12 protein-coding genes are annotated in these 21,087 nt (G+C 28.2%); 6 read left to right on the forward strand and 6 right to left on the reverse strand.

Annotation, left to right across the window (positions count from 1 at the left end; translation table 11 throughout):
• Positions 1 to 74 precede the first annotated feature (74 nt).
• The 5 genes from C4S76_RS02705 to glsA form a co-directional block, all read right to left on the reverse strand.
• Positions 75 to 1,355 (reverse strand): DUF6080 domain-containing protein, encoded by a 1,281-nt coding sequence (locus C4S76_RS02705; RefSeq protein ID WP_105192423.1) that lies wholly within the window; start codon positions 1,353 to 1,355, stop codon positions 75 to 77.
• Between the two features lie 420 nt (positions 1,356 to 1,775).
• Positions 1,776 to 6,146, reverse strand: coding sequence for a DNA polymerase III subunit alpha (gene dnaE, locus C4S76_RS02710; RefSeq protein WP_105192425.1), 4,371 nt, complete (start codon positions 6,144 to 6,146; stop codon positions 1,776 to 1,778).
• A gap of 130 nt (positions 6,147 to 6,276) precedes the next feature.
• Positions 6,277 to 7,167: a hypothetical protein gene (locus C4S76_RS02715; RefSeq protein ID WP_105192427.1), complete on the reverse strand. Its 891-nt coding sequence runs from the start codon at positions 7,165 to 7,167 to the stop codon at positions 6,277 to 6,279.
• A gap of 3 nt (positions 7,168 to 7,170) precedes the next feature.
• Positions 7,171 to 7,542, reverse strand: a complete 372-nt coding sequence (locus C4S76_RS02720; RefSeq protein ID WP_105192429.1) for a hypothetical protein — start codon at positions 7,540 to 7,542, stop codon at positions 7,171 to 7,173.
• A 65-nt stretch (positions 7,543 to 7,607) separates the two neighbouring features.
• Positions 7,608 to 8,624, reverse strand: a complete 1,017-nt coding sequence (glsA, locus tag C4S76_RS02725) for a glutaminase A (protein WP_105192431.1) — start codon at positions 8,622 to 8,624, stop codon at positions 7,608 to 7,610.
• Between the two features lie 145 nt (positions 8,625 to 8,769).
• On the opposite strand from glsA, the gene C4S76_RS02730 reads away from it, so the two are divergent.
• The 4 genes from C4S76_RS02730 (at position 8,770) to C4S76_RS02745 (ending at position 16,192) form a co-directional block, all read left to right on the forward strand.
• Positions 8,770 to 9,054 carry a hypothetical protein gene (locus tag C4S76_RS02730; RefSeq protein ID WP_105192433.1) on the forward strand — a complete coding sequence of 95 codons (285 nt, stop codon included), beginning with the start codon at positions 8,770 to 8,772 and terminating at the stop codon, positions 9,052 to 9,054.
• 544 nt (positions 9,055 to 9,598) lie between these two features.
• Positions 9,599 to 10,918: an aspartate kinase gene (locus tag C4S76_RS02735; protein ID WP_105192435.1), complete on the forward strand. Its 1,320-nt coding sequence runs from the start codon at positions 9,599 to 9,601 to the stop codon at positions 10,916 to 10,918.
• A 387-nt stretch (positions 10,919 to 11,305) separates the two neighbouring features.
• Positions 11,306 to 15,091, forward strand: a complete 3,786-nt coding sequence (acs, locus tag C4S76_RS02740; RefSeq protein WP_245915779.1) for an acetate--CoA ligase — start codon at positions 11,306 to 11,308, stop codon at positions 15,089 to 15,091.
• 642 nt (positions 15,092 to 15,733) lie between these two features.
• Entirely contained in the window at positions 15,734 to 16,192 is a 459-nt protein-coding gene (locus C4S76_RS02745) for an NAD(P)H-binding protein (protein WP_105192439.1), read from the forward strand.
• 189 nt (positions 16,193 to 16,381) lie between these two features.
• On the opposite strand, the gene C4S76_RS02750 is transcribed toward C4S76_RS02745, so the two are convergent.
• A complete protein-coding gene (locus tag C4S76_RS02750) occupies positions 16,382 to 17,161 on the reverse strand; it encodes a tetratricopeptide repeat protein (protein WP_105192441.1) in 780 nt (259 codons plus the stop codon).
• A 478-nt stretch (positions 17,162 to 17,639) separates the two neighbouring features.
• On the opposite strand from C4S76_RS02750, the gene topA reads away from it, so the two are divergent.
• Both topA and C4S76_RS02760 read left to right on the forward strand, forming a co-directional pair.
• Positions 17,640 to 19,967: a type I DNA topoisomerase gene (gene topA, locus C4S76_RS02755; RefSeq protein ID WP_105192443.1), complete on the forward strand. Its 2,328-nt coding sequence runs from the start codon at positions 17,640 to 17,642 to the stop codon at positions 19,965 to 19,967.
• A complete protein-coding gene (locus C4S76_RS02760; RefSeq protein ID WP_146105668.1) occupies positions 19,967 to 21,085 on the forward strand; it encodes an arginase family protein in 1,119 nt (372 codons plus the stop codon). The genes topA and C4S76_RS02760 overlap by 1 nt, the downstream gene beginning before the upstream one ends.
• Positions 21,086 to 21,087: the final 2 nt, after the last annotated feature.

Consider the following 21,087-nt stretch of genomic DNA (forward strand, 5'->3'; position numbering starts at 1 on the left):
AAAGTAATTAATAATTTATTAGTAAAATTCATGTAAAATATTAAATCAATTTTTTCAAGCCAATAATATAGTAATTATGGATTAGGACATATATATTCTGCTAATTGAATAAACTGATATATTCTACATCCATTATTAAAAATTAATATTAAAATATATAATATAAGAATATAATTAAGTATTTTTTGAAAACTATTTTTTAATTTATAAAATAACCAACCGATTATTAACGGAATAACAAATATAAAATGACCTCCATAAATAAAACTTTCATTTAGACTAAGTTTGAAAACAATTAATAAGAAAATATCAATACCCCAGCTCAACAATAAAATCCATAATAATTTGTTTTTTATGTTTTTATTTATGGACCATAAAATAAGTCCTAAAACAGAAAAAACAAAAATATATTGGTATGTTGAATTATAAAAATTAAGATAAATACCCTGATGGGTTATCCATTTCCAAGGGCTATTGTCAATTTTTAAAGAAGGAAGAAGCATGTTTCCACCAAAGAAATAAGAAATAAAAGAATCAAAAATTGAAAAATCTTTTACTTTAAAAACTCTTTGGCGAACTACATTGTTGGCAATAAAAGAATATAAATTAAATTTATATGGAATGAGTATAAGTATGATTAAAAAAATTAAAGAGAGTAGTGATATTTTTTTTAAAAAATAAGATAAATTTTTCTTTACTAGTTTTTTTTCAAACAAGACAGGAATAAGAACTTTAGGAAGGTTTGTAATTGTCTGACCTCCAATTAATACTCCTGAAACTAAATAATATCCATAACTAAGAATTTTATTTTTAGTAATTAAATAAGAAGCAATATAAGCGTTCATAGATAATAAAAACAAAGTAAAAGTAAAAGAATCAGGTGTAAAAGAAAGAATTATGTTGCCGCTGAAAAAAGCATAAAATAGTGTAATACTGTAACAATATTTAACATTTAATTTAATTATATTTTTCAGGTATTTAAAAACAAAAAGATTAGAATAAGAAATTAATGCAGAGCAGAGAAAAGTTACAAAAAGAGTAAATATTTTACTATTATAAGAAAAGTAATCCAGGGTTAAATAAATGGCTCGTATAGGCAGATAAAAAGTATAACTTAATGGATGGGTTTCCTGCCCTCTTACTCCATAATACATGTTTACAGCATTATCAAAACTAAAATAAAGGTCAAAAACATATTTTTCATCAATTATATCAGTATTTAAACTTAAGTATATTCCTAAGGGGTAATAAAGAATAATAAAAAGGAATAATAAAAAATATTCTGCTTTTGAATTAGGAATTATGAGCTTAATAACAGATTTGAATTCCGGGAAAAAAGAACATATTTTAGTCATAAAGGATCATTTATTTATATGTGAAATAATATAAATATTTCCTTGTAAATATAGTTATAATTAATGAGAGAAAACAAATGATTTTAATTATATAAGACTTGATTGGTTGTTTAATTTATATTTTTGTTTTTTAATAAAATAAACAATCAGCTATTTTTAATTATAAATTAATATAATTTATTTTATATTTAAAAATGAATTGTTATAATTATTAATAATTTTGATTAATTAAATTTAACAAGAGGAAAATTTTATTACTTTATCCTATGTTTATTAGAATTATATAGGATTTTTCCATAAAAGCAATAATATTCAAAATGGTATAAAAATACATGCTAGATTTATACTTATAATTTTTTTTGGTAAATTATAAAAAAAACTAATTATTTAATATACATATAATCATAAAAAGAAAATATATTAATTGAGTTTAAAATCTAAAAATAATTCATCTTTAATTACATCCAGAATTTCTTTAGTAATATTCACACGTTTATTCATAGACGCAGATTCCAGAAACATATTATTTTTTTTGTCAATAATCTCAAAATGAATATCTTTTGAACCTGAATTTTCATCACATACCTTGTTTAGTGTTGTTAATGTATTTTCATCCAGATCCTCTAAGTTTATTTTAATGGTTAGTTTTTTAGCATGTTTACTAATTACCTCACTAAGTTCTTCCATATTTAGGACATTGATGTAGACAAAACCATTATCCCGAATCATTCCCACGGTTATTTTAATTAATACAAATAAATTAGGAATCAGATATTTTTGTAAATCCAGATAGTTCTTTTTAAGCTTCAATGAAATAGTTCCTGTTTTATCTTCCACATCAAAAAAAGCAACTCTTGTTCTTCCATCATTAATTTCCCGATGCTCAAAACGGGTGATCATTCCGGAAATATAAACTTCTTTATTAATATAGTTTTCTTTATGTTCATTAATTTCGGCTATATCTTTGGGCTTTATTAAGGCAATCTCATATTTATAGTTATCCATAGGGTGAGCGGAAATATAAATTCCTACTACTTCCTTTTCTTTACTCAATTTATGCATTGTACTCCACTCTTCTGTATTAGGTATTACCGGTTTCATAACATCAAAACCTTCATCTCCCAAATCTCCAAATAAAGAATTTTGTGCAGAATTTTTATTGTCCTGATATGCAATTCCGTATTTGACCAGTTTCTCTATAGTACTAGAGCCATTTTCTTCAATAAAAAATTGGGCTCTATTATTATTGGCTAATTCATCAAAAGCACCGGCTAATACTAAATTTTCTAATACTTTTTTATTTATATTTTTTAAATCCGTCCTTTCAAAAAATTCAAATAAATTACTGTACTTACCTTTGTTTTGTCTTTCATGAACCACCGCTTCTACAGCATTTTCACCAATACCTTTAATAGCTCCCATTCCAAAACGGATAGCCCCCTTTTCATTTACGGTAAATTCATAGTCACTTTCATTCACATCAGGACCTAATACTTCAAGTCCCATATTTTTACATTCTTCCATAAAGAAAGTAAGCGTACTAAGGTTATTTAAATTGTTACTAAGTAGTGCCGCCATAAATTCTGCAGGGTAATGAGCTTTAAGATAAGCAGTTTGAAAGGCAATAAAAGCATAACAGGTTGAATGAGATTTATTGAAGGCATATTGGGCAAAAGCTTTCCAGTCTTCCCATATTTTTTTAAGTTTATCTTCAGGATGTCCTCGCTCAATAGCTCCTTCCAGAAATCGAGCCTCCATTTTATTAAGAACTTCAATTTGTTTTTTTCCCATAGCTTTTCTCAGCACATCCGCATCTCCTTTACTGAATCCGGCTAACTTTTGGGAGAGAAGCATCACCTGCTCTTGATATACGGTAATTCCATATGTATCAGCAAGATATTCTTCCATATCTTCCAAGTCATAAGTAATTTCTTCTTTTCCGTGTTTACGGTTAATAAAATTAGGAATGTATTGAAGCGGTCCTGGACGATATAAAGCATTCATTGCAATAAGATCTTCAAACTTATCAGGTTGAAGGGCTTTAAGATGTTTTTGCATTCCAGGGGATTCGTACTGGAATATTCCTACTGTATTTCCGTTTTTAAATATGTCATAGGTTTTTTCATCATCCAGAGGAAATTCATCAGGATTTAAAGTTTCTCCTGTACGTTTTCTAATAATTTCAATAGTATCGCTAATAATTGTAAGAGTACGAAGTCCTAGAAAATCCATTTTTAATAATCCAGCACTTTCCACTACAGAGTTATCAAACTGAGATACGAGTAATGATGAATCTTTAGCCACGGCAACCGGAATCAAATTGGTTATATCTTCAGGTGTAATAATTACACCACAGGCATGTACTCCGGTATTGCGTAAACTTCCTTCTAACTGATAGGCATTCTGTATAACTTTTCCTTCAAGATCATCCACTTCAAATTTATGTTTGAGTTGAAGTACCGGTTCAGCCTCTTCCTTGCCAAAATCTTTAATCAGGTCATTTTCAGACTTATTTTTTAGTTTGGTAAGGTTTAGACTAGAGGGTAGATTCTTAGATAAACGATCAGTATCACTTAAAGGTAATTCAAGAACCCTCCCGGCATCCCGTATGGCAGATCGCCCTGCCAGCGTACCATATGTAATAATCTGGGCTACCTGATTTTCTCCATATTTATCTACTACCCACTGTATAATTTTTTCACGTCCTCTATCGTCAAAGTCTATATCTATATCGGGAAGAGAAACCCGGTCGGGATTAAGAAAACGTTCAAACAGTAAATCATATTTAATAGGATCTATATTTGTGATTCCTATACAATAAGCAACAGCAGAACCTGCGGCAGATCCTCTTCCTGGACCTACGGATACCCCCATTTTTCGGGCTTGGGAAGTAAAATCCTGTACGATAAGAAAATATCCGGGATATCCTGTTTTTGCAATAGTTTCCAGTTCAAATTCCAAACGTTCTTTGGTTTTCTCAGGTAGATTATTTCCATATCTTTTTTTAGCTCCTTCCCAAGTTAAATAAGCTAAATAAGCATTTTCACCTCTTTTCCCCCCATCGATTTGATCTTGAGGATCTTTAAATTCTTCAGGAATATCAAACTTGGGAAGTAATACATCTCGTGTTAATTGATAAGGTTCAAATTTTTTAATAAAATCTTCAAAATTTTCAATAGCTTCAGGCATATCAGCAAATAATTGAGCCATTTCTTTTTGAGATTTAAAATTATATTCCTTGTTAGGCAGTCCATAGCGTTTTCCGAATCCTCTTCCGATAGGAGTAGATTGTTTTTCTCCATCTTTAATGCAGAGTAAAATATCTTGGGTTTCGGCTTCCTCTTTATTAATATAAAAAGTATCGTTTTGTGCTAAAACTTTAACCCCGTATTTATTTGCAAATTTAATTAATACTTTATTAAGGTGCTCTTCTTCATCTAAATGATGCCGTAATAATTCTACATAAAAGTCTTCACCAAATAATCCTAACCAATAGATAAAGGCTTCTTCCGCCTGTTTCTCTCCAACATTTAAGATAAGACTCGGAATTTCAGAAGATAGACCTCCGGTTGTGGCTATAAGGTTTTCTTTATATTTCTCAATAAGTTCTTTTCCAATTCTGGGAAAACCAGCATATAATCCTAATTTATAACCCAAAGTAGATAATTTGGAAAGATTTTTAAATCCATCATGATTTTTGGCAATCAGGATTTGGGTATATCTGCGATCAGGATTATCTTTAGTAAATTTATTTTGTAAATAGTTTTCAGAAATATATAATTCACATCCTATAATAGGAAGTATTTCTTTTTTTAAAGGTTCGGAAATTTCTCCTGTTTCTACTTTTTTATTATGATCCTTAATAGATCCATTTGCTTTTTTTATTTCGTTTAGAAAGGCAAAGGCTCCCATTAAATTTCCTGAATCTGTTATACCAAGAGCAGGCATATTATACTCTAATGTTTTTTTTATAAGGTCTGAATGTTTACTGGTTGATGTAAGAATGGAATATACGGAATGGTTATGAAAATGAAAAAAATGAGAGTAATTAATATTTTCTACAGATTTATGATTCCCCTCTTTTTTTTCTTTTAATTGTTCATTAAAATCTTTTACCTGTTGACGGATTACTATATCGAAAGGTTGAAATGGTTCCGGATGATTTTTGATAAAAGTATTGAGCTCTTCTTCTGTAAAATGCAATTTTTGAGGACTAACCTGTTTAAGTCTCACTAATTCCCAGAAAGCTTGGGCAGTAGCATTTACGTCTGCAGCCGCATTATGTGCTTCGTCAAAATTATAACCGAATAGTTTTTCATACAATTCGGATAGTTTAGGGAACTTAAATCCGCCACCGATTCCTCCGGGTAGTGCGCAAAAGTCTGTTCCTTCACGAGCGGTATCTATAAGAGATAGATTTGCAATGGTATTTTGAATAGATTTCCTGTAGAATTCTGCTCCAACAATAGGTATATCAAATGCTATATTTTGTCCTACTAAAATAGGACTGTCAGCCAATACTGCATTAAACTTCTCTAATACCGTTTTAAGATTATGTCCTTCTGCTAATGCTTTTTCGGTACTGATACCGTGAATTTTATGAGCATTAAAGGGAATGTCATACCCTTCAGGTTTGATAATAAAGTCATAGTTTTCAATTAAATCTCCATTTTCATCATGTAATTGCCAGGCAATTTGCACCATTCTAGGCCAATTATCGGAATCAGAAACAGGAGCATGGGCATTTGCCGGTAAACCCGTGGTTTCTGTATCAAAAACTAAAAATTTCATATAACAAAGTTAGGACTTTTTCATCTAAAAAAATTAAGATTATTTATTAGTTGTATTATAAGATAATAGAAATTTAAATTAATTTTAGTTGAAATAATTAATTTAAACATGATATTAAGAAATAAATAATTTATTTTAAAGACATTATTTTATCTAATAAAGGAGATAAGCCAGTTGAGCTGGCTTCGTCATTCCAAAAACTTAATACGCAACTTATATATTTATCTCTCACTTTATCAGCTACATAATATATAGTAAGTGTATTGCCTCCATATATTTTGGTTATTAATGATTTAATGCCTTTAAAAGAGTAAATTATCTTTTTTGCTTTGGTTGATACTCCTTCAAATTCAACATCTACCCATTCTTCAGAGTCAATTTTTCCACCTTTTCTTGATAAAGTTAAAAGAAGTTGATTTTTTATAGATTGTTTTGCGTTAACTAAACTTTTATGGATAGACCAGTTCATTTCTCCATAGTCAGGACATTGTACAGTGTTGAGAAAAGTCCAATAACAATTATTTTTACCTAAATCTATAGGTCTTCCTGCAAAATCAAGAATTTCAATATTCATAGATTTAAAATTCTCTTTAGGAATTTTATTTTCAATAATTAAATTGACCAAAGTTTGTTCCATAGATAAATCTGTGTCCCCTGTTTTACCAAACCAGATAAGAGTAGTGCTTTTATTTGGGTTTTCTAGAAAATAATAAGAATTTTTTTCTATTAGGCTATCAGATATTTTTTTTTCTTTTAATACATATAAATTATTAATTATAATACTATCGTTTTTAGTTTTTTGGTCTTCATTCGTAATAGCATGTTTTCGGTAAAGTTTTTTTAATCCCTTTTCATTAAATTCAGAATTGAAAACCTCTTTAGATATACTATATCCATCAATATTATACCAAATTTTACCATTATTATCTTCTATAGCAGAAAGACGTTCAAAAATTTTTTCATTTTGGGCAAAAACTAAAACAGGAAATAAAATTAAAAATAGAAATGATATTTTTTTCATAAATTATTGGTTTAAAGTAAACGTAAAAATAGGTTTCCCATTTTTAAAATATTTTCTCCAGTTAACAGGTAAATTAGGGTCATTTAAAGAGATCCCATCTACAGGAAAAATATCAAATTTAGTAAACCAATTTTGGGGATTTTCTGCATCTTTTTTGTAATAAGCTTGTCTTACTAAAAGGCTATCATTGGGAGGTACTTCAAAACTTTGTGTAATGACATAAGAACCATTCAATTGAGAAAATTTTAAAACGGATGCTTTAAAATTAATTGGCTTATCAGAAGTGTTTTTTACATAAAAAGTTGTTAAAGGATAATTACCGATACCACAACTTGTCAAAAATAATAAAAATAAAGCAGTGATTATATTTTTCATTATTGTTAGTTATTTAATTCTAGGCGATGCTAAGATAATTAATTTTGTAAAATAAAAGATTTTTTTTAGAAAATACTTAAATCTAACTTTTTACTTAAGCTTTCCATAATATAAATTCCTGGAACTGAGTTTCCATGGTTATCTAATGAAGGATTAAAGGTTCCTATGCCGTATTTTCCTGGTACAACGCCCATAATTCCTCCACCAACACCAGATTTTGAGGGAAAACCAACTTTACGTGAATATTCGCCACTATAATCATACATACCACAAGTAAGCATTATAGAATTGATTAGTTTGCTCATTTCCGGGTTATAATAGGTTTTGTCACCATCAAAACGAGTACAATCATGAGCAAAAAAGTAACCGATTTTAGCTAAATCTTCTGCATTTACTTCTATGGAACATTGTCTAAAATAGTTATTCAGGCTTTCCTCATCCTCAGCTTCAAATAAGCCATAATTTTTTAATAAATAAAACATTCCCCGGTTACGGTTTCCGGTTTTTTTTTCGGAAAGATATACAGCCTGATTGATCGTAATAGATTCATTTTTAGTAATAAAACGTATCATCTTCAAAATTTTGAGATAGGCCTCTTCTTTTTTTCCTAGTATTAAAGAAGTTGTAACAATAGCTCCTGCATTCATCATAGGGTTTAGAGGTTTGTTCTGTGTTTGAATTTCATCAAAAGAATTAAAAGGAGCGTTGGTGCCATAATAACCCATTCGTTCAAAAATGTATGATTCTCCTCTTTCATTAACGGCAATCATAAGAGCAATAACTTTAGAAATACTTTGTATAGTAAATTTGTTTTGGGTATCTCCTTTTGTATATAGTTTGCCTTTATTATCAATGATAGCGATTCCAACTAAATTCTTATTTGCTTTACTTAATTCAGGGATGTAGTCTGCAACTTGTCCTTTAGAAATATATGTTTGGCTTTCTTCCCAAATAGTAGAAAGTAGATCATTTATGTTTTGTTCATTTTTATTGATTACTATAGTATTTTCTTTTCTGGTTTGAGTAAAACAGGTGTTTGTCAAAGAAAAGAAAATAATGCATAAGTAAAATATATGTTTCATAACATTAATGTATATTAATTTAATCATGTAAAATATGTTTTTATTTTAATTTTTTAAAAATAATGACAAATTATTAGAAAAAATATAAATTGGGTCTAATTTTTGTTTTTCAAATATAATAACTCTTAAAATATAATGTTAAGTTATGGAAAATATATTAGAAAAACTTCAAAATGAAGTAGGTTTAACTAAAGATCAAGCAATGAAAACGTTATCTGTATTAAAAGATTTTATGGTTAAAGAAAATATTCACATAGATTGGGATAAATTTATTAAAGGGAAATATGAAAATATGAAAGAATCTATATCTACATTTTTTAGTAATATGTCAGATAAGGCAGAAGATTTTGGGAATAAGATAAGTGATAAAGTAGGGGATATGACCGCAGAAGCAAAACGTAAAATAAAAGATATATCAAAAGATAAATAAAATAATTATAATTTTAATAAAAAAGAAGCTTATATTATCAAGCTTCTTTTTTGTTTTTAATAATAATGTATGATCTTTATTTAATATAAATTTTTATTAAATAAATTTATTTGTAAATTATTTAATAAATTCTTTTAATTTAGATTTAAATAAGCAAATTTAATATCTCCTAACTTTAAATTCTAAATTAATAAATGATTATATACAATATATTTTATTAAAAAAATGGTCTTTTTTATTTTATTTGACACCTAATTTTTTATTTTATAGATAATATTTGTGAAATTGTTATTTTAAACGTATTTTTTAATATTAAAAAGAGAGGTGTTTTTTATAAATATAAAAATATTTTCTAAAAATATATATGATATAATAAAAAAATAAGATATGTTAAACATTTAGTTCTATAATTAAATAAAACTCATTATAGAAGATTGAAATTATAATAATTTTATTAATGTCCTGAAATGATCTTTTAAGGAATAAATAAATATAGGAATTTATAAAATATGTATTTTTGCTTCAATTTTATAATAAAATAAAAATGTTAGTATTAAAATTTGGAGGCACTAGTGTAGGGAGTGCTGAACGTATAAAGAATCTTGCAGAACTGACAAAAAACCAAGAGTCTAAAATAGTTGTTTTATCTGCTATGAGTGGAACTACTAATTCTTTAGTAGAAATATCTCAGTCATTATATGAAAAAAATATTAAGAAAGCTCAAGAATTAATAGATGCTCTTGAAAAAAAGTATAGAAAAGAAATAAAAGATTTATATACAAATAAAACTATATTACAAAAAGGGAATGAATTAATAGATCAATATTTTGAGTATATAAGGACCTTTATTGATTATCCCTTATTTACTGCAAAAGAAGAGAAAATCATATTATCGCAAGGAGAGCTTTTAAGTACTCATATGTTTCATTATTATTTAAGTGAAATAGGAGAAAAATCAATTTTACTTCCGGCTTTAGACTTTATGAGAATTAATAAGGAAGGTGAGCCGGATATGTCCTATATAGAAGAACATATTCAAAAAGAGCTTAAAAAATATCCGGAGATAAATTTTTTTATAACCCAAGGTTATATATGTAAAAATGCACAAGGTGATATAGATAATCTCCAAAGAGGAGGTAGTGATTATACAGCATGTATTATAGGAGCGGTAATTGAAGCCAAAGAAATACAAATATGGACGGATATTGATGGAATGCATAACAACGATCCTCGATTTGTAGAAAAAACACATCCAATTGATGAATTAAGCTTTGAAGAAGCGGCTGAACTCGCTTATTTTGGGGCTAAAATTTTACATCCTACTTGTATTCTTCCAGCTCAAAAAAGAGGTATTCCGGTATCTCTTAAAAATACTATGCAGCCCGATGCCAAAGGAACCTTAATTGGCAATATTAAAACTCCAGATGGAATACGAGCTGTTGCTGCTAAAGATGGAATTTATGCTATAACTATAAGAAGTGGTAGAATGCTGCTTGCCTATGGATTTCTCAAAACTATATTTGAAATATTTGATAAATATAGAACTTCCATTGATATGATAACAACTTCAGAGGTAGCAGTATCTCTAACAATAGATAATGCTTCTTATTTGGATAATATTATAGCAGAATTAAAAGAAATAGCGAATGTTGAGGTAGAAAAAGATCAAACTATTATAGCAATAGTTGGAAATTTAGCCAAAAAAGAAGCAGGTTATGGGGTGAAAATATTAGATGCGTTTAAAGAAATTCCTTTACATATGATTTCTTATGGAGGCAGCGAACATAATATTTCAGTAGTTATAGATAGTAAATTTAAAAAAGAAGCTTTACAAGCATTAAATACCAAGTTATTTGGTTATTAAATGTAACTACTTTAAAATATTTAGTTTAAAAGGACAATTGATACATATCAATTGTCCTTTTTTTATGCATAATTAATATTAAAGTTTATGGTAGTATTGTGTATTTGTTAATATTTTTCATGTTGTTTTTAGAATATATGATAAAATATGAATAAAAAATAATAAAGCGATTAATTAAGGTTTCATTAAACATGATATTTATCATTAATAACATAAAACATAATGTAAATTATGAAAAATAAGAATATTACAAAATTATATTTTTAAATATTATTAGTTTTAATTTAATTATAAATAGATCATTATTGTATTTTTTAATTTTTTTTTAATTTTTTTTCTACTTTTATTGATAAATAAATAATAAATATCTTAAAACTAAAGTCAAAAATGGAAAAGAGCAATCAACAAAATGTGCGGAATTATTGGATGGATGCTGCTAATAAAATAAATTGGTTTAAAACCCCTAATAAATTTTATGCACAAAAAGAAGGACATGATATTTGGTTTGAAGATGGAATTGTCAATTTGTCCTACCTATGTATTGATAAACATATTAACGATGGATTTGGAAATAATATAGCTTTAATATTTGATTCACCCAATATACAAATACAGAAATCCTATAAATATAATGAAGTTAAAGAAAAAGTAGAAAAATTATCAGGTGGATTAAAAAAATTAGGATTAAAAAAGGGAGATGTAGCACTTATATATATGCCTATGATACCGGAAACAGCTTTTTCTATTTTAGCTTGTGCTCGATTAGGTGTCACATTTTCAGTTGTTTATTGCGGATATTCAGCAAGTGAAATAGCAATGCGAATAAATGATTGTAAGCCCAAAATTGTTATTACAGCTAGTTCTAGTATTGATGTAGATAGAATAATTTCATTTAAACCTATTGTAGATGAAGCTATATCTCTCTCAAATCATACTCCTGATAAAATAATAACATATAACAGGAAATTGGGGTTCATGCATAGTCATAACAAACATGATGTAGATTTTGAAGAATTATTAAATAGTTCAAACCCTGAAAAATATGTAGAAGTAACCTCTAACTTTCCGGCATATATATTATATACATCAGGAGTGAAAGGTAGTGCCAGGGGAGCTGTATATAATACAGGAGATTACGCTGTGGCATTAAAAGATGTTATGAATAACATATTAAAATGTAAACCAGATGAAACTATTTTTACGGCATTTGATATAGGAGGAGGAATAGGACATACGTTTTTAGTATTAGCACCTATGATTAACAGATCAACTTCTGTTATTTATGAAGGAAGCTCCATCCGAACTCCCGATCCAGGAGCTTATTGGAGAATAATTCAGCAATATAAGGTCAAAGTTTTATTAACGCCACATACCAATATAAGAAAAATATTAAATGCAGATTCAGAAGGTAAATACTTTTTTAAATATAACGTAGACTCTTTACATAGAATAGTACTATCGGGAGAAGATTCAGGAAAGGATATAATAACATGGTTACGCAAACATAGTCAGGTAGAAATTGCAAATTTATGGTGGCATTCAGAAGGTGCTTGGCCATTATTAGGGAAAATAATAAAAAAAGGAAAAAAAGATCCATTACCAGATTCTATTGGAAAGCCAATAAGAGGTTTTAATATGAAAATCGTAGATTCTAATGGACAATTATCAATAACAGGAGAAACAGGTATAATTGTAGCTGTTAAACCCTTACCGCCAGGTTCATTTAGTTACATAAATAATAATAAGCCTGAAGATGAATTTGTAACCATGAAATTATCGAAATATTATAATACTGGTGGAGTAGGTTATCAAGATAAAAAAGGGAATTTTTATACAACAGGAAGCTTAGGCGATATAATTAATGTTGCAGGACAAAGATTATCTGTTATGGAGTTAGAAAAAATATTATCTTCTCACTCTAAAATATCAGAAGTTGCAGTTATTGGAGTAAGAGATTCAGTTAAAGGGCAAGCAATTATTGCAGTACCTGTAATTAAAGCTTTTGAACAAGTTGATATTTATAAATTAACAGAAGAATTGCGAGGAAAGGTTGTTGATAAAATGGGAATAAATGCAGATTTGAAACAAGTAATTTACGTAAAAAGGCTTCCAAAAAATAAATCAGCAGAAATACAGAGAAATATACTTAGTAAAATAGCAGAAGGAGAAGACTATAAAATAATCGAAAACAATCAAAATTCCATAATTGTTTCAGAAATAGAGCAAGCCTTTAAATCAGAAAATGTAGTAAAAAAAATTCAGGAAAAAAATATAGATGATTTGGTTATTAAAGATAATATAGATTATGATAGAATTTATGATATAAGTATTGACCAACCTGAAGGTTTTTGGAGTGAAGTAGCCCAAACATTTTTATGGAAGAAACCTTGGAAATCTGTTTTGGAATATAATTTTGATCGAGCCGATTTTCGATGGTTTAAAGAAGGAAAACTCAATATTACCGAAAATTGTTTAGATCGTCATTTAGAAAAAAATGGAGATAAGATAGCATTACTATGGGAATCTAATGAGCCACAGGAACTTCATAGAAAATTTACTTATAAAGAATTACATCAGGAAGTCTGTAAATTAAGTAATGTACTTAAAAGTAAAGGAATAAAAAAAGGAGATAGAATATGTATCTATCTTCCTATGGTTCCCGAATTGCTAATAAGTTTGTTAGCATGTGCCAGAATAGGGGCCATACATTCCGTTGTATTTGCAGGATTTTCTTCCACAGCTTTGGTTTCTAGAATAAATGACTCCGAATGTAAACTATTAATTACCTGTGATGGTAACTATCGAGGTTCAAAATATATAGATTTAAAAGCAATTGTAAATGAAGCTCTTCAAGAAACTCCATCTATAGAAACAGTATTAATTGTCAACAGAACCAATAAGCCAGTAGAAGTAAAAGGAAAAAAAGAATTTTGGTGGCATGAAGAAATGAAAAAAGCCAGTTCTATATGTCCAGCAGAAGAAATGGATGCAGAAGATCCCTTATTTATACTTTATACTTCAGGATCTACAGGCAAACCTAAAGGTATGGTACACACTTGTGGAGGATATATGGTTTATGTAACCTATGCATTTAAAAATGTATTTCAAATAGGAGATCCAGAAGATGTTTATTTTTGTACAGCCGATATAGGTTGGATTACCGGGCATTCATTTATAGTTTATGCCCCCTTATGTTCAGGTATAACTACTGTTATGTTTGAAGGAGCTCCTTCATATCCCGATTATGGAAGGTTTTGGGAAATAATAGATAAATTTAAAGTTACACATTTTTATACAGCTCCTACCGCTATAAGATCATTAGAAGCACAACCCATACATTATGTTGAAAACCATGATTTAAGCACTTTAAAAGTATTAGGAACCGTAGGAGAACCCATTAATGAAGAAGCATGGGAATGGTATAATGAAAAAATAGGGAAAGGAAATTGTCCTATTGTAGATACATGGTGGCAGACTGAAACGGGAGGATTTATGATTGCTCCTTTAGCCGGTATTACAGCTACAAAACCAGCTTTTGCAACTAAACCGTTACCAGGAATTCAGGCTTGTTTAATGGATAGTGAAGGCAGAGAGATAGAAACAGTTAAAGGAGAGGGGAACTTATGTATTAAATACCCTTGGCCAGGAATGGCAAGGACTATTTATGGAGATCATCAAAGATATATTGATACATATTTTAGTATATATAAAGGAAAATATTTTACAGGAGATGCAGGTTTAAGAGATTTAGCAGGTAACTATAGAATTACAGGAAGAGTAGATGATGTAATTATTGTTTCAGGACATAATTTAGGTACTGCACCTATAGAAAATGTTATTAATGAACATTATCTGGTTACTGAATCCGCAGTTGTAGGATTTCCTCATGATATAAAGGGAAATGCATTGTATGCTTTTGTTATTACCTATGAAAAGCCGGAAGATGAAGAATTGGTGAAAAAAGAAATTCAAACCAGAATATCTAGAACCATTGGTCCGATAGCAAAAATAGATAAAATACAATTTGTAAAAGGTTTACCACGTACCCGATCAGGAAAAATTATGCGAAGAATATTAAGGAAAATAGCATCTAACGAATTGGAAGGATTAGGAGATAATTCTACTTTACTTAATCCGGAAGTAGTAGATCAAATTATAAAAGGGAAACTTTAGAATTATAACTAAATATATTAAAAAAAAGATTTGGCATTATTAAGCTGAAATTTTTTATAATCAAAATAAGAACCATAATATATTCACTGGTTACTTTCACAAACATTTAATAATAAACATGTTAATTCATAAATACATTTTAATATCTATCAGGCTATGAAAGAGAAATAGAGTTATTTTTACAATAGAACAGATTATATTTTCTCATATGTTGTAAATCAAAATAATTAAAATAGGAAATGGTATTGTAAAGGTTAGGAAACGAAAATTATCAAAAATATTAGAATAGAGATATTTTAGTAGTTCTCTTTTGTAGTATACAAAAAAAATAAATGACTTATAAACAGTCATTTATCAAGGGGAGATTAAAGTAAGTCGGCTACGGATAAATAAATTAAATATTTATCAGTGGATATAGCAAACATCATGAAGATGTAAAATTTAGAAAAAGAAATAGATATTACATCCACGTCTAAAAATTTAAATAGTATCATGTCAGAATAAATTTTTATTGATGCAATAAAAAAATATAAACAAAAATTTCATATCCTAATAATTTTTCGTAATTTTCATAAAGATCAAAGAATATTTACAATTTTAAAACACACATTGTTCACCTCATAAGTAATAAATAAAATATGAATGAAAACAGCAGTAGTTTTAGGTGCTTCAGGATTAGTTGGAAGTAAATTAGTAGATGTTCTTTTAAAAAGTAAAGAATATTCTAAAGTTATAATTTTTGTAAGAAAAAAGATAGAATTAAGTAACAGTAAACTAATACAATACAGCATTGATTTTAATAGCATAGATCTTTATACTGAGTATATAAAAGGAGATGATTTTTTTTGTTGCATAGGAACTACAATAAAAAAAGCCAAAACCAGAGAAAATTTCATGAAAATTGATTACAATTACCCTGTAAAATTTGCAGAAATAGCAAAAGAGAATGGAATGAAGAACTTTTTGCTAATAACTTCAATAAAAGCAAATCCCAAATCAAGCAATTATTATCTTAAAACTAAAGGAATTTTAGAAAAAAGAATACAAGAAATGAAATTTTCAGGAACATTTATTTTTCGCCCCTCCATTTTTATTAGGTAAAAGAAAAGAAATAAGAATTGGAGAAAAAGTAGGGGGGATTATACTGTCATTTTTTTCTATATTTTTATTAGGAAGATTAAAAAAATACAAACCTATACAAGCGGCACAAGTGGCTTATGCTATGTATAAAACAGTCCAAGAAAATCTTTTAAATGTGCATATATATGAATCCGATCAAATACAGAAAATTTAATTAATGTAATCCAATACATATAAAGGGATTTTATCACTCAATCCCTTATTCATCATCATATTAACATATATATGATAATTGTAAGTAGCATTTTTCAGGGCTTTCTTTTTTCTATATACATCTCCCAAATTCAAGTAAGCAACCATTCGGTCAGGAAATTGACGTATAACATTCTTTAGTAACTCTTCAGCAGGATTAAGAATGTTCATTTGTTCTAAATAGTAACCACAGTCATTGGCGTATTGCACATTTTTTAGCGTTATTGTAGAATAATCAATATCTGATACTCTATTATAACTATATTGATAAGAGATCAAAAATATTTCACGTTCTGTTAGAATTTTTTCTAAATATTTTTCCTGATTTTTTTCCTTGATATTTTTTAGCTGCTCAAGTAATTTTTTAAAATTTCCCGGTTCAAAGCCAATAGAAATGCTTTCTGCTTTTTGATTAAATAGGGCTAAAGAATTTTCAGCATAAAAATCTTTAATTGAAATTATAGGATTTAATATTTTATAATAAGAATTTGAAACAGTGCCGGCATCATTTCCTCCTAATGAAATAGTAGAAGTTAAAAACCAGTTTTGTTTCTTTTTGTTAAAAATAAAATGAAACTCTTTAAATTGAGGAGCAATGCTTGGCCCCCAAAGAATATCGATGACAAGAGTATCTCTGTGTAGATAAAAATCCTGGATACCAGCATTATTACAGCTAAGGCAGAAAAAAGCATTTAAATTAGCAAACTTTAGATCGTAAGTATTGTTTTTTCTTTTCATAAAAAGCTAAACCTTTACTAATATAATCTTGAGAAGAATATTTATATAAAGAAAATAAAGCGTCAAAAGTAAGGGTATTAGCTTTTTCATAGGATAGGGAAAAACCATCTATTCCATTTTCTTCAAGAGTCGTAGTTTTTATTTTTTTAATTCGGATATTATCAGTGTTTATTTTGTTTGAAATAAGTTCATAAGATAAATTATCAGGGAGTTCTGTTTAGTATATGCTCTTCTTTTGTCCCCACAGAGAGCAGTATAAAAAGAATAAAAATATTATTTTTTCATAATACAAATAAAGAATTTCATTTCAAAAATAAAAAATAAAATCATATGAAGAAGAAAAGAGACAATGGACTAAATTACATTTTAATGAATATTAATAAATTATAAAGAATATAATTTTTTAGCCTAAAAATAAAAAAACAAACTAAAACTAAAAATTAATAAAAAATTTCTAATTTCGCAAAAAATTTTACACATGAATTTGGTAATTGTGGAATCGCCAGCAAAGGCAAAAACCATAAAAAAATTTCTAGGAAAGGACTTTGAAGTAGAATCAAGTTATGGACATATAACTGATTTAGCTAAAAAAGATATGGGGATTGATATGAAAAAATTAGAGCCCATTTACCAAGTTTCTTCCGATAAAAAAGAAGTAGTTAAAAAATTAAAATCATTAGCTAAAAAAGCAGAAGTTGTTTGGTTGGCTTCCGATGAAGATCGGGAAGGAGAGGCCATAGCTTGGCATTTATATAATGAATTGAAATTAAAACCTGAAAATACGAAAAGAATAGTATTTCATGAAATTACTAAAAATGCAATTCAAAAAGCAATACAGAATCCAAGGGATATTGATATTAATTTAGTTAACGCGCAACAGGCACGTAGAGTTTTAGACAGATTAGTAGGATTTGAAATGTCTCCTATTCTTTGGTCAAAAGTAAAAGCTGGTTTATCTGCAGGAAGAGTACAATCAGTAGCAGTGCGTTTAATTTGTGAAAGAGAAACTGAAATACAAAATTTCGTATCTGTTCCCAGCTACAAAATAGAAGCAAATTTTTTTAATAATACACAAAATTTACTAAAAAGTAAACTTAATACAGATTTTAGTGAATATTCTCAGGCATTAAATTTTATAAAAAAAGCTCAATCAAAAGAATTTGTTGTTTCAAATATAGAAACTAAACCTGGAAAAAGAACCCCTTCAGCACCATTTACAACTTCTACCTTACAACAAGAAGCTTCCAAATTAGGATTTTCAGTTAGTAGAACAATGATGCTTGCTCAACAGTTATATGAATCAGGACATATAACTTATATGAGAACAGACAGTGTAAATTTATCTGAGGAAGCTATTAATTTGGCTAAAAATGTAATTAAAGAACAATTTGGAGAAAAATATTTACAATCCAGACAATTTACAACAAAAAGTAAGTCAGCCCAAGAAGCTCACGAAGCTATACGACCTACAAATTTGGCTATTCAAACAGCAGGGACAGATGAAGCACAAAAAAAATTATATCATTTAATATGGCGTAGGACATTAGCCTCTCAAATGTCAGATGCCCAATTGGAAAGAACAATAATTGAAATAACTAATCCGGACTTTCAGGAAAAATTTATTGCAAAAGGAGAGGTAATTGTTTTTGATGGATTTTTAAAACTATATCATATACAATCAGAAGATGAATTTAGTAATGATGAAGAAAAGGAAGAAGGGCTTTTACCTAAAGTAGAAAAAGGAGAAGTATTGAATCTAAAAGAAATAGTAGGAACAGAAAAATTCAGTAGACCTCCTGCCAGGTATAATGAAGCATCTCTGGTAAAAAAACTCGAAGAATTAGGGATAGGAAGACCCTCTACTTATGCACCTACAATTTCTACCATTCAAAAAAGACAATATGTAGAAATTAGAGATCTGGAACCTAAAAAACGAGAAATACAAAAAATTGTTTTAAAAAACAAAATAATAAAAGAAAGTAAAGAGAAAGAAAATTATGCAGGAGATCGAAGAAAATTATTTCCTACAGATATAGGATTAGTAGTAAATGAATTTCTAATAGGAAATTTCCCCAATATATTAGATTATAATTTTACTGCAAAAGTAGAAGAAGACTTTGATAACATTGCAGAAGGAGAAGAAAATTGGAAAGAAATGCTCACAGATTTTTATAAAGATTTTCATCCACATGTAGAAGATGTAAAAAAAACTGCAGAGCGAGCTACAGGAGAAAAACTATTAGGACAGGATCCTGAAAGTGGAAAAAATGTATATGCTAGGATAGGTCGTTTTGGTCCTATGGTCCAAATAGGAGATACAGATAGTGAAGAAAAACCTAGATTTGCTGGTTTAATGCCTGGACAACAAATTAATACCATAACCCTGAAAGAAGCCCTTAAATTATTTGAATTGCCAAGGTATTTAGGAGAGTATGAAGGAAAAAAAGTGGAGGTAAATGTAGGAAGATTTGGTCCTTATGTAAAGCACGATAATAAATTTGTATCATTAAAGCCTAAAGAAGGAGATGAAATATCCACAATAACCTTAGAAAGAGCAATAGAATTAATAGAAACTAAAAGAAGTGCTGACAAAAATAAATTTATAAAATCTTTTGATCAAGAAGACCCTGTAATCGAGATACTTATGGGTAGATGGGGACCTTACATTAAAAAAGGAAAAGAAAATTACAGAATATCAAAAGAGATAGATGCTGAAAAATTGACATTAGAAGAGGTTAAAAAAATAATATCGGAAAAAGCAACAAAGCCCAAAAGTAAAACTAAGGCAAAGTCTAAAAAAAATTAGTGAAAACCTTACAAGAATATTTGCATCCTGTCGATGAATCGATGATTCATTTACATCCCAATTCCATAGGGAATAAGGTAAAACTTTATTGGAAGAATAAGTTAAAAGAAAATAGTATCGCTATAATCGGTTGTCCGGATTTAAGAGGATCTTTATGCAGTAAAGAATATTCGAACATTAGACTCATAAGAAAAGAATTATATGAATTAATTTGGAATGATTGGGATATAGATTTATATGATTTAGGAGATATTGCTCCTGGAAAAGATTGGGAAGACACTAATTTTGCATTACAACGTGTAATTGAAGTTCTTTTAAAAATGAAAGTTTTTCCTATAGTTTTAGGAGGAAGTATAAGCTTAAACTTATCCATATATAAAGCACTTTCAAAATTAGATAAACCCTTAAACTATACAGCAATAGACTCAAAAATAGAAATAAATAACTCTATAGAAGTAAATACAGATAAAAATTATTTATACCAAATGATGTTGCAAGAGCCAAGTTTACTTTTTAATTTTGCAAACATAGGGTATCAGAGTTATTTTGTTTCAAAACCTACATTAAAAATACTTAATAGTATTGATTTTGAAGGATATAGATTAGGAGATATTTCAGAGAATATAAAAAATTCTGAACCAGTATTTAGGAGTTCTGATTTTATTGCAATTAATTTAGATTCAATAGAATCAATTGATGGGAGCCTTTCTTCTGGAAGTACCCCCAATGGTTTTACAAATAGAGAAATATGTACTTTAACAAAATATGTTGGATTATCTAAACAAATAAAAATTCTAGGAATATTTAATTTTTTAGGATATTCACACAATAAAATGAATGAAAAGTTAGTTTCTCAAATGTTATGGTACTTTATAGAAGGAAAGAACCAACAACAATATTATGAAAATGAAGAATACATAAAATATATTGTATTACATGAAGATAAAGAACTAATTTTTTTGAAAGATAAATATGTTGATAAATGGTGGTTAGCAGTAAATTTCGAATATGAAAAAAAGTCAACATTCTTAGTTCCTTGTTCAGAAAAAGATTATAAAGAAGCATTAAAAGGGAATATTCCCGAAAGATATTGGAAAACGTTTAAACGATTTTTATAAAA

Origin of the sequence: Apibacter adventoris, assembly GCF_002964965.1 — a bacterium.
Classification (GTDB): Bacteria; Bacteroidota; Bacteroidia; order Flavobacteriales; family Weeksellaceae; genus Apibacter; species Apibacter adventoris.